General features: G+C 40.9%; 4 protein-coding genes. 3 read left to right on the top strand and 1 reads right to left on the bottom strand.

What is annotated here, in order from left to right:
• Positions 1–19 precede the first annotated feature (19 nt).
• Positions 20–1006, top strand: a complete 987-nt coding sequence (locus QNI22_RS37260) for an isoaspartyl peptidase/L-asparaginase family protein (RefSeq protein ID WP_314519327.1) — start codon at positions 20–22, stop codon at positions 1004–1006.
• A gap of 410 nt (positions 1007–1416) precedes the next feature.
• Here the strand turns inward: QNI22_RS37260 and QNI22_RS37255 are convergent, their stop codons facing one another.
• Complete coding sequence (locus QNI22_RS37255) at positions 1417–3471, bottom strand: glycogen debranching protein (RefSeq protein WP_314519325.1); 2055 nt, start codon at positions 3469–3471, stop codon at positions 1417–1419.
• Between the two features lie 1287 nt (positions 3472–4758).
• Here QNI22_RS37255 and QNI22_RS37250 point away from each other — a divergent pair.
• Together QNI22_RS37250 and QNI22_RS37245 are read left to right on the top strand one after the other, a co-directional pair.
• Complete coding sequence (locus tag QNI22_RS37250) at positions 4759–12009, top strand: SDR family NAD(P)-dependent oxidoreductase (RefSeq protein WP_314519322.1); 7251 nt, start codon at positions 4759–4761, stop codon at positions 12007–12009.
• Positions 12010–12048: 39 nt separating this feature from the next.
• Positions 12049–12798 carry a 4'-phosphopantetheinyl transferase family protein gene (locus QNI22_RS37245; RefSeq protein ID WP_314519319.1) on the top strand — a complete coding sequence of 250 codons (750 nt, stop codon included), beginning with the start codon at positions 12049–12051 and terminating at the stop codon, positions 12796–12798.
• Positions 12799–13002: the final 204 nt, after the last annotated feature.

Raw genomic sequence — 13002 nt, 5'->3', positions numbered from 1 at the left:
CCTTATCCAAACAAGCATTATGAATAACCGCAGACAGTTTCTGAAGATTTCTGCAATGGGAGCTGCATTCTTTTCGTATTTACGGGGCAATAGCACATCAGTTGATCAGCATATTAATCCAGGTAAAGCACCAGCAGGTGGACCAATCGTTCTTTCTACCTGGGACCACGGCATTCCGGCTAACCAGGCGGCCTGGGATATTCTAAGCAAAGGAGGACGGGCACTGGATGCTGTAGAAAAAGGAGTTATGGTACCTGAAGCTGATCCTAAAGTAAATACCGTGGGCTATGGTGGTCTGCCTGATCGTGATGGAAAGGTAACACTAGATGCCTGTATTATGGATGAAAATGATAACTGTGGTTCGGTAGCATTCTTGCAAAATATTATGCATCCGATTTCAGTAGCCCGCAAAGTGATGGAGGATACTCCCCATGTAATGCTGGTTGGAGAAGGAGCACGTCAGTTTGCCTTGTCCAAAGGATTTAAAGAAGAGAATCTACTGACACCTGAGTCAGAGAAGGCATGGAAAGAATGGTTGAAAACAGCTAAATACGAACCTGTTATTAACATCGAACGTCACGATACTATTGGTATGATTGCGCTGGATGCCAATGGTAAATTATCTGGTGCCTGTACTACCAGTGGCATGGCCTTTAAAATGCACGGTCGTGTAGGCGACTCTCCGATTATTGGTGCAGGACTATATGTAGACAACGAAGTAGGTGCAGCATGTTCTACAGGTCTGGGTGAAGCGGTTATTCGTACAGTTGGTAGCCATCTGGTAGTGGAGCTGATGCGTCAGGGTATGTCTCCTCAGAAAGCATGTGTTACAGCGGTAGAGCGTATTAAAAAGAAATATCCGGGATATGATAAGATTCAGGTAGGTTTTCTTGCTCTGAATAAGAAAGGAGAGTATGGGGCGTATGCTATTCAGAAAGGCTTTAACTATGCGGTGTATAGTAATAGTGTTCAGAATAAATTATTTGATGCAAAAAGTTCTATGTAATCTGTGTTCTGCTTACACAACATAAGTAATCTCTAATGATGGAGTTTTGATAAACCAGAGCCTATGCTATTTAGGTTCTGGTTTTCTTACTTTTAACCTTATTGTTTATAACTCCTATCATTGTTCTTCCAATTGCCTCTCCATTTTTCGGATTGTTGTGTTTCCTTTATTTCTCTAATGATTCATCTTCCGCCCTTCTCACTTTTCTTTTGCTTGTCCAAAAGAAAAGTGACAAAAGAAAAAGACACTTTTTCCCGATCCTTCCGCCCGCAAGGCCAAAGGCCAACCTCGCGGGAAAAAGATTGCCAACGCACCTACACTACCACACACGATTGAAGGAATCGCAACTCTCTTTGTAGCATCTTCATTTTATTTTTTTCTTTTGGACTGCATTTCTAATTCCCTTTTTTTCAATGATTACTTAGCAGAACTACTATAGATCGTTCGCCTACCCAATAGTCTGAATGGGTGATGGTTTCAGTTCCTTCTTTGAGGATATCTTCTCCTGAAGCCAGATAGGTGTTGATAATACGTGACCAGGGGCCTGGCTCCTGAATCACAAAGGGTAAACCTTCCCAATAGGCATTGATCATTACATACAATGTCTTGCCAGAAGATAGTTTTAAACTAAATGCCAGGCTACGGGAAGAAGATTGAAAGTCAGGTTGTCCATTTACGCCATACCACCTTACATCATTTCGCCAGAAACGGCTTCGGCTGATGCCATCCTGTTCTTTGCGAAAACGAATTAACGCTACAATAAACTGATGGAAGCCTGAAAACTGATCAAGGCGATTCCAGTTTAACCAGCTGGTTTCATTGTCCTGATTATAGGCATTGTTGTTTCCATTCTGGGTATGCAAAAATTCATCCCCAGCCACAAACATAGGTGTTCCGTTGGATAACATGAGAAGAGTAAAGAAATTCTTCGCCTGCCGTTGCCGCAACTGCATCACGGCCTCTGACACACCCATATCACCTTCTATACCACAATTCCAGCTTAGATTCGGTTCATGGCCATCGGTATTGTTATGTCCATTGGCCTGATTGTGTTTCGAATTGTAGGCAACTGTATCATACAAGGTAAATCCGTCATGCGAATTGATATAGTTTACACTCTGGTAGGAATGATAGGCATGAAAAGCATCTCCAGGGAATAAATCGTCGCTTCCATATAGGCGCTGAATCAATGCACCTACAAACCCGGCATCACTTTTAACAAACTGCCGGACATCATCCCGAAACTTACCATTCCACTGTAACCAGGTAACTCCTGGAAAAGCCCGTCCCAATTGATATACATCCACGGCATCCCAGGGTTCGGCAATCATTCGTACGGAAGATAATACCGGATCTGCTGCCAGTTGAGCAAAAATAGGAGTATCTCCTACCCTACCATCGGAAGTACGAGAAAACACCGAGGCCAGATCAAAACGAAAGCCGTCTACATGCATTTCGGTGACCCAGTAACGCAGGCAATCCATAATGAACTGCTGTGTGGCCGGATGATCTGTGCGCAACGTATTGCCAGTACCACTATAGTTCAGATAAGGGTCATTTGGAGTATGTTTCAGCAGATAATAAGTACTGTTGTCAATCCCTTTGAAGTGATATACAGGACCACCCTTGCCTCCTTCTACCGTATGGTTAAACACCACATCCAAAATTACTTCAATACCTGCTTTGTGGAGTTCACGAACCATAGTTTTAAACTCTCGCATCGCTCCACCCGGTGTCTTGTCTGAAGAATAGGCCAGATGAGGCATAAAAAATCCCAGTGGCATATACCCCCAATAATTATTCTCCTGAGGATCAAACTGAAACACGGGCATAAGTTCAACAGCTGTAATTCCCAAGTCTTTCAGATAGGGAATTTTCGCAATAACTCCTGCAAAGGTACCTTCCTGTCCGACTGGTACACCTGCACTTGCACGACGTGTAAATCCCCTCACATGCATTTCATAGATAATCAGGTCATCAGTATGTCGGACGGGTTTATCGTTCTGCCAGTCAAAGGGAGCTGCTGCATCTTTCAACGATCGCAAACACCCCAAGGCAGCCTTTCCTGCATTGGAAAATCCATCACAAGCAGCCAACCGACTGAATTCAGGAGGAAAGAAGATAGCCTTTGTATAGGGGTCCAGTAATACTTTCTTAGGATTGAATGCATGCCAGTAAGGTTCTTCTATATTAACAGGGCCATCTACCTGAAACGCATAATAGGCAGCTTCTGGAATTTCTGATTCTTTGAGATAACAATGCCATACCCGCTGTGATTTATTGATCAATGGGTTAAGCACAATGGTATATCTGGGCAATTCATACTCCTCTTCTGCATATAGCAACAAACTTACTTTAGCAGCATGATTGGAATACAATGCCACATTATAGGCTTTTACAATGGGGTTATAGCTGACACCTAATGGAATAGGTGAGCCTTCGATCAAAGTCCAGTCTGTTTGCATGGATACTGACGGATGAAGAGTAAGTAATATCAGTTAAATAGGCTGATCAGAAAAATGAAAGAATTATTCTCTATAAAGGAACGGTTATCCTTTCGTCTTTCCTCCAAAAAATATCAAAAAAGAACACTAAACACTGATTACCAAATATTTAACTTTACATTATAAATTCCAAGATTAAGCCGCATTTATCTGGTAGAACTTTATAACTGATAGATTTGGATCTGGTCAATCCGTTGATAGAACCATGTGGATCGAAATCCAAAATACCCTTTAAGAGATTCGTTTCTTATTAAAATACTACTGATCATTGCCCCATACGCTACAGAAAAGGTTTCTGAGAAATATATTCTTCAATAGCAAATAAAAACGGCAGGAAAATACCCAACAACTTTGCACACTAAGCCGAGAAGATGCATCATGCTGAGGTGTAGTGGATAGCAAGTATCTCTCTTTGCCTTTGTATTAAATTCCGTCATACTATGAAACAATATATTATTACTCGCATTTGTACTTCTGATCAATTTAATATTTCTGATCAATGTCTCTCTGAAAAATTGGTAGTGACTTGGTTTAATGTATTAAGCATGTTATTGACATACCTATAAAACTCAGCTTATAGGATTTATATTATTTATCCAGTCCTATTATCATTATAAAAGCAACCCATGCTACTTACTAATTCAGCTTCTTCATTGTTAATAAGATCTATATAATTTACTCTCTTACAATCATCTATAAATACAATTGAACTACTCATCTAAAAAGTATTTTTCCAATAAAAAATAAAAAATAAACCCACCAGTAATTTAAAATACATTTACAACAAAAAAAATATACTTACTCTATTGATTATTTATTTACTATTTCTTTACCTTAGTAGCACTCCAGCAGAATAAATCTTCTTATAGATTCAACTAAGCATATAATTTTAAATTCTGTAGACAAGAAACAAACTCCACATACCTACATATATAATATTATACTTGCCAATACTTCAGTTTGATCTGATTGTTACTTCATATAAGACTTTATCATAACCCAACCACTGTTAATTTTATCTAGTTTTTACTCTAACCCCAAACTTTTTCTTTCAGCTTATCACTTATAAGCGATCATTCCACAATTCTTACAACCGTAAATTTTCAGGTAGTTATTTCATCCATCGGTACTCATTCAGTTTGGTAGACGACAGGGAGTGCTATATACTCCCGTGTGCATGTTTTTTTCGTAGAATAACACTTACGCCACCTCATACATGTAATTTGTTAAACCTAACCTTCTACTATTATGCCTGAGCAGTTATCATTTGAGTCTCCTCAAAAAAACAATCTTGAACCTATTGCCATTATTGGCATCGGATGTAGGTTCCCTGGAAATGTAACAGATCCAGCCTCCTTTTGGAGCAGACTTCAGGCAGGGTTTGACGCAATCACCGACGTTCCGGAAAATCGTTGGAAACTGGATAATTACTACGATCCTGACACACAAAAAGCAGGAAAAATCAAATCCCGAAAAGGTGGTTTTTTAAAAGAAATAGACCAGTTTGATGCCAGTTTCTTTAATATATTCCCCAAAGAAGCTGAACGTATTGATCCACAGCAAAGAATGCTGCTTGAGATTACCTATGAGGCAATGGAAGATGCAGGAGTAAAAGTAGAAGATCTCTCAGGCTCCAGAACCTGTGTGTTTATGGGTGTATTTACCACCGATTACTGGGATATGCAAAGCTCCGGTTATCAAAAAGATAAAATCAGTCCGCATGTGGCGATGGGAGCTTCCTCTACTTCTGTAGCCAATCGTTTATCCTACATTTACAATCTTAAAGGTCCAAGTGTAAGTTTGAATACAGCCTGCTCCTCCTCTCTGGTAGCAGTACACCTGGCTTGCCAAAGTATCTGGAATGGAGAAAGCAGCATGGGACTTGCCGGAGGTGTGAACCTTCTGTTAAAACCAGAGACATCTATTTTGATGTCCAAAGGAAACTTTCTTTCTCCGGATGGATATTGTAAAACCTTTGATAGCCGTGCCAATGGCTATGTACGAAGTGAAGGATGCGGGGTTATTTTATTAAAACCTCTATCGAAAGCACTAGAAGATGGAGATCAGATTTATTCTCTGATTCGGGCAACAGGTGTGAATCAGGATGGCTATACAGAAGATGGATTTACTGTACCTAATCCGGATGCTCAAACAGAACTACTGGAAACTGTCTATAATCGGGCAGGCGTAAATCCTGCAGAAATTACCTATGTAGAAGCTCATGGTACGGGTACACCAGTGGGTGACCCCTTAGAAACCAGAGCCTTTGGAAATGTAGTTGGCAAAGGCCGGGACACCAATAATAAATGTGTAATCGGTTCTGTAAAAACCAACATGGGTCACCTGGAAGCAGCAGCAGGTATAGCAGGTTTGATTAAACTGGCTTTGATCACAAAAAACCGACAGATTCCAGCCAATCTCCACTTTGAAAAACCCAATCCAAAAATACCTTTCGAAACATATAAACTGAGAGTGCCTACTACACTGGAAACTATTCCTCAAAATATTCCGGTTGTATATGCAGGTGTAAACTCGTTTGGTGCAGGCGGAACCAATGCCCATTGTTTATTACAGGAATATATTCCGGCTGCCACAAAAAATCTTTCTTCTTCTGAAGACGGAATGATGCCTCATCTCTTCCTTATTTCTGCTAAGAATGAAAAAGCACTCAAAGATCTAGCTAACAGCTATATCGCATTTCTGAAAGGAACGTCAGAATCTCTACAGGATATCTGCTATTCACTGGCAACTAGAAGATCATCTTTTGAACATAAGCTATCTATTGCAGCCCGCACCAAAACAGATGCATCAGAATACCTTGAGGCGTTTGTAAAAGGAGAAACACGTCAGGGTATGACGTATCAGATAGTAAAAGAGTCTAAGAAGCCCCGCATAGCCTTCATTTATTCAGGTCAGGGACCTCAATGGTTTGCCATGGGTCAACAACTACTTAAGGAATCCTCTGTCTTCAGAGATACTATTCTCAAAATAGATGCACTCTTCTCTAAAATTGCAGATTGGTCATTACTGGAAGAAATGAGTCGGGATGAAGCAACTTCCCGTGTGAGTGATACCCGTATTGCTCAGCCTGCTATTATGGCTGTACAGATTGGGCTTACTGAAATATGGAAATCCTGGGGCGTAGAAGCCGATGGATGTGTAGGTCACTCGATAGGTGAAGTAGCCGCTGCTTATGCATCAGGTGCATTGACATTGGAACAAGCAGTGGAAGTTATTTATCATCGTAGCCGGAATCAGAATCAGGCCACGGGAAAAGGAAAAATGCTTGCAGTAGGACTGGATTTACCTTCTGTAAAAAAAGAAATTCGAGGACTGGAAGCCCAAATAGCTATTGCGGCGATTAATGGTCCTCAGATGATTGCACTGGCAGGTGACATTCCCGAAATAGAGCAATTGGCAGCCAGTTTGTCAGAAAGAGATATCTTCAATCGCTTCCTGCAAGTCAATGTACCTTTCCATAGTCACCATATGGAGCCACTGAAAGATGAAATGATTGCAGCATTGCAGCATCTTCAGCCTTCCCGTACCACGATTCCACTTTACTCAACTGTGAGTGGAGTTCAGGAAAATGGGCTTCACCTGGTTTCTGAGTATTGGTACAAGAATGTTCGGGATACAGTATACTTCACTCAGGCTATCGAATCCATGATTCAGGATGGCTATGATACATTCATTGAAATAGCCCCTCACCCTGTTCTTACTGCTGGTGTAGTAGACAGCCTGAAAATGCATCGTATCACAGGATTGGTAGTACCATCGTTACGCCGGAAAGAAGATGAAGCCAAGACAATGATTAATTCACTGGGTATTTTGACTATGGAAGGCTATGAAGCTAACTGGAAAAAATTATTCCCATCGGCTCACTATACCAAACTTCCTCATTACCCTTGGCAACACGAACGGTACTGGTTTGAAACCAAGACTCATCAGCAGGCACGTTTGGGAACACCTGTTCATCCATTCCTGGCTAGTGAGGTTATCTCTGTGAAGAGTCTGCATCACCGGATATGGAATCTGAATCTAAATCCTGAGTTATTTACGTATCTCGCTGATCACAAAGTAGATGGTGCGATTGTATTTCCAGGAAGTGGTCACCTGGAGATAGCGTTGTCTGCAGGAAAAGCCTCGTTTCCTGAACAGCCTGTCTTTTTGGAAGACATCCACTTTGAGAAAGCATTATTCCTGCCTGAAGAAGGAGAACAACCAGAGATCCGATTGGAAATATTGAATCAGGAAGGTGAGTACTATATCTGCAGTAAACAAGCTGATCAGGATAATACAGCCTGGATCAGACACTCCAGAGGTAAAATCAATTACTTTGATGATTTTATCAAAAAAGAGCCAGTTACAATTAAACCGTTGCTGGAAAAGCTGGAAACCAAAATTTCAATTCCTGACTTTTATGTGGAACTGAAATCTGCTGGCCTTAACTATGGAGAAACATTCAGGAGAGTACAAAAACTGTGGGTAAAAGGAAATGAAATTCTTGGTGCTATTAGTCTGAGTTCTCAAACTACCTATGGAGTAGAACAATATTATGTACATCCAGCCTTATTAGATGCTTGTCTACATACCATCTTTGCTGCCCGTGAAAATACAGAAGACAACAAACGAGGTATTTATTTGCCTGTACATATTGAGAAATACAAGGTATATGAAAAACCGGGTCAGCATGTATGGACGTACGTGGAAATACTGGAAGCCAGTGATGATTTTCTGATTGGTAATTATCAGATACTAAATGAAGAAGGACAACTGGTAGCTGAAATGGAAGGACTGACCTGTAAATATATCCAGGGTTCACGTGGCGAACAGCAGGAAAGCCTGTATTCAGGTATGTACGAATATCAGTGGGAACCTCTCGCTCAGGAAGATGAAACCAATCTGGAGCTAGAACGTCTTCATTCAGATGAATGTTATTTGTTATTTGCAGATAAACAAGGGGTTTCACAGAAGCTCTTGGACAAACTTGCCCAGGATAACCTTTCTGTTATTGAAGTAATTAAAGGCACTGCATTCAAAGAACTTAGTCCATCATCCTATATAATCAATCCTTTTGATGGAAAGGATACACAAGCACTCTTTGATGCCATTCATCATAAAGGTCTAAAAGTAAAGAAACTATTCTATCTATGGGCGCTGGACAATCAGATCGGAACTACCATTACTCCTGAATTATTTGAGCAGCAGCAAACTACACTGATAAGTGGTACAATGAATCTGTTCCAGACAATTGATAGAACAGGCATCAAAACAGGAGTCGTATTTCTGACTCAAAACAATGAAAAGGTAGAAGAACAGGATACAGTGATTAACTACACACAGGCTCCTATCATGGGTATGTCACGTGTATTCATCAATGAATATCCGTATATACCCGTAAAGGTCATTGATATCCAATCAGGTCTGTCGGAAGAAGAGAGTAACATTCTGTATACAGAACTTACCGGAAAGAAATTCAAGTTCGCAGAACTGGCGATTCGGAATACACAAACGTATATCAGAAAACTGGTGCCTGTTACAGAAGCCAAAGCTTCTGAAGATGCAGCTCAGGAAGTAGTGGCACATGGTCATTCCTTCCAGACGATCGTAAAACGTCCAGGCGATCTGAGTAGCACCATCTTCCAGCATGTGGTAAAAGAATCTGTCCAGGCAGATGAGGTAAAGATAGAAGTAGTTGCCACCGGACTTACTCAAAGAGATTGGCTGGTAGCTACAGGGCAATTAGATAAAGCCGGACATCAGCTAGGGTTTGAATGTGCAGGTATCGTTCGTCAGGTAGGTAATACAATCACTCATCTGAAAGAAGGAGACGAAGTAATTGCCTGGGGCACACACACACTAGCAGGCTCTCTGACAGTTAAGGCCAATCAGTTAATTAAGAAGCCTGACCATCTTCTGTATCAGGAAGCAGCAAGCTTACCTATAGCGTATATTACATCTCACTATGCACTCACCGAACTTGGTCGTCTAAGTAAGGAAGATGCTGTTCTGATTCAGGTAACAGACTGGGATGTAGCTCTGGCTTCCGTTCAATTAGCTACTTACACAGGTGCAAAAGTAATTGTTCTGGCAGCAGATGATGCACAAAAAACGTATCTCCAGAAATCAGGTATCGAACATGTATTAACAGATCAACATACAGACTTTTCTCAGGAGGTAGTAAAACAGACAAATGGCAAAGGTGTGGATGTGGTACTGAATTCACTAGCTGGCATTGGACTAATCAGAGGACTAAAAAGTCTGGCACCATTTGGTAAGTTCATCGATCTCAGTACAACTTCAACAGAAGAAGCTATTCTGGAAAAGAATCGTCTGGACAACAATATTTCATTCCATACACTGGATACAGCCCAGCTTATTGAGTTTAAACCTCAGTCGGTGTATCGGATTATGGATGCTGTAGTTACGCTGTTTGCAAACAAGCAACTTCAGTCTGCTCCATTGAAAGCGTTCTCAATTCAGGAGCTGGAAAAAGCACTTTCAGCAGTAGAAAAGCCAACACGTATAGAAAAGATTATTGTAAATATTGATAATCAGCCTATATATGTACAAGCTGCCAACACATTGACACTATTAGCAGATGCCACCTATCTTATTACAGGGGGTGCTAGTGGATTTGGTCTGGAAATTGCCCGTTGGCTAACTTCCAAAGGAGCTAAGTCACTGGTACTGGTAAGCCGTAGCGGACCAAAATCAGATACAGATCGTCAGGTAATCAAAGAGATTGAAGAAACCGGTACCAAGGTTACCCTACTTCAGGCGGATATCACAGATTATCAGGCTGTACAAAAAATCGTAGCAACTATACAACGCGAGCTACCGCCATTAAAAGGTATTGTACATAGTGCAGCGATGCTAGATGATCAGTCTATTCCGGATATGTCCAATGAGATATTCATGAAGGTATACAGACCAAAGGTCTATGGAGCATGGAATTTCCATGAGGCAACCAAAGAACTGCCATTGGATTTCTTCCTGATGTTCTCTTCCATCTCTGCTATCTTCGGATTCCCTGGACAGGCTAATTACTCTTCAGCGAATAACTTCCTGGACAGATTGGCTATGTATCGGCAATCAATAGGATTAAAAGCATCTGCAGCCAACCTGGGCGTTTTGGATGACTATGCGGGTATGTCCAAAGAAGGAGGACGGTTGATTAAAGCCCTCATTAATCAGGGATGGACATTGCTCAGTCTGAAAGATGTCACCAGCAAATTGGAGAATGTATTGCTGCAACAACCACCAACCCGGATGCTGGCTAACCTGGACTGGAAACGTTTCAGAGACTTCTATTATAATCTGAAAGATGATACGCGCTTTGCACACCTGATGAATGAATCCGTGAAAAATACAGGTTCGGGATCGTCTAGTCTGGTTGATAGTCTCAAAACGCTTTCAGGAGAAGAACAACTGGAACTGCTGACTCAGAAAGTATCCGAATCGCTGGCGAATATTCTAGGCGTATCAGCTGAAAAAATAGACACAGGCATTCCAATTACCAAAATTGGACTTGACTCTCTAATGCTGAACCAGTTGCGTAACTGGATACAACAGAAGCTGGAAATCAACTTCCCGCTAATGAAGATAGCAAAGGGTCCAAGCATTGTGGAACTATCCACTCAACTGTTGTCCGAGATCAATAATCAGGAAATTGTACAGGAAGAAGCTGTTTCAGCAGATACCTCAGGAATTGCAGCAGAAGAGGACATCGAGATTTACAATCAATGGCTTGTACGCAACAAACTTGTCAAAGAGGAAAATGTTAAGTATCGTATCTTCTGTATCCACCCGGTAGGTGCAGGCGCTTCCATGTTTGGTCACTTCATATTTAATCCACCTGCTGATGCAGAAGTTCTTGCATTCCAGTTACCTGGACGTGAAAACAGATTACATGAAGAACACTACCAGGATGTACCTTCGCTAGTGGCAGATATGGCAACTGTTATGGAACCATTACTGGATAAACCATTCATCGTATTTGGGCATAGTTTTGGCGGGATGGTAGGATTTGAACTAATCCGGTACCTGCAACTACAGTATAACAAAAAGCCAATTCAGCTTTTTATCTCCGGAACCATTGCACCTCAACTTACGAAGAAATGGAAAGATCGGGATGTGATTAGCGAAACAGCAGTCCTGACCAACTCAGAGGAACGACTCCTGTCCCTGATGTCCTATATTGATGATGTGGAGTTCCTGCGGAAGATACTTCCTGTTATGCGAAAAGACATGGCTATGATTATGAGTTATGTATATGTTCCGGGAGAGAAGTTTGACTTCCCGATTACAACCTTTGCTGCAGACAAAGATGATGTAGTATATCCAAGTGAAGTTTCTCAATGGAAAGAACATACCAATAGTTCATTCACAATGGAGGTACTGGAAGGTGATCACTGGTTCTTGAGCCGAAATAAAGAGCTCATTTCCCAACGCCTCTCAGATGCATTGGAAGAAACAACAGCACAAACACACTAACCACAGGTAATAGTAATCATGTTTTAATCCCTACTGGCAATGATTGCATTGCCAGTAGGCTTTTCATTTCGTACATTGATCAGTCTCCACCCTCTCATTCTACAACGTCAGGATTGTCAGTTTCAGGCTATACTTGGTTTTTGTGATTCAGATTCCTACTCACTAGAGTCTACTCAGGAAGAATTTCTACATCCGGAAGAAATAGTATACCTGAAGCAACTGAAACTGGATAAAACAAGATCAGAATTTCTCAGAAGTCGCTATCTGGTTAAGAAAGCACTGGCTACGTATCCACTACAAGAAGAACCTACAGAGATACAGATTGGCAAAGGCATCTTCCAGCAACCCTTATTGTTAACCAGATATCACTACCAGCTTGATCTGAGTATCTCACATCATACTACGCTGGCAGCTTGTCTCATCTTCCCACAACAACATCCTATGAGTCTGGATGTGGAAGTGTGTAACCCTTCGGTCATAGCTCTTACTAAAAATGAAGTAACAGAACACGAAAAAAAATTATATTGTAACACGCGAGAAAGCGAAACTATATTTTTTACCCGACTCTGGACTATCAAAGAGGCATTGTCAAAGGTTTTGAAAACAGGAATGATGGTTCCTTTCCACAAACTGGAAACTGAAAACATGACCTATCAAGGTAATATTGTAACCAGTTATTACACAGATTTTATTCAATATAAGGCAATTTCTTTTCAGCGAAAGGATTCTATATGCACTATAGCCCTGCCCAGAGCAAGTAGTCTTCTCTTTTCAACACAAATCACCTGATATATTTCTCTACCGGTTAATACAACAGAAAATAACCTCATGTTAGTAACCGCATTAACCAGACAAAAAATATAAGATCAATTGATTTATATCCCATAAGTGAAATGAGAATATTATTCAGCTTTACAGATTATATAAATAAGCAATATCTAAATAGACAAACATACGATTCTGATTTTATAGTAGCCTTATATACAGGCACTA

Source organism: Xanthocytophaga agilis, from assembly GCF_030068605.1.
Lineage (GTDB): Bacteria > Bacteroidota > Bacteroidia > Cytophagales > 172606-1 > Xanthocytophaga > Xanthocytophaga agilis.
Note: the sequence above shows the minus strand (reverse complement) of the source record. Positions and strands in the feature narration are given on the sequence as shown.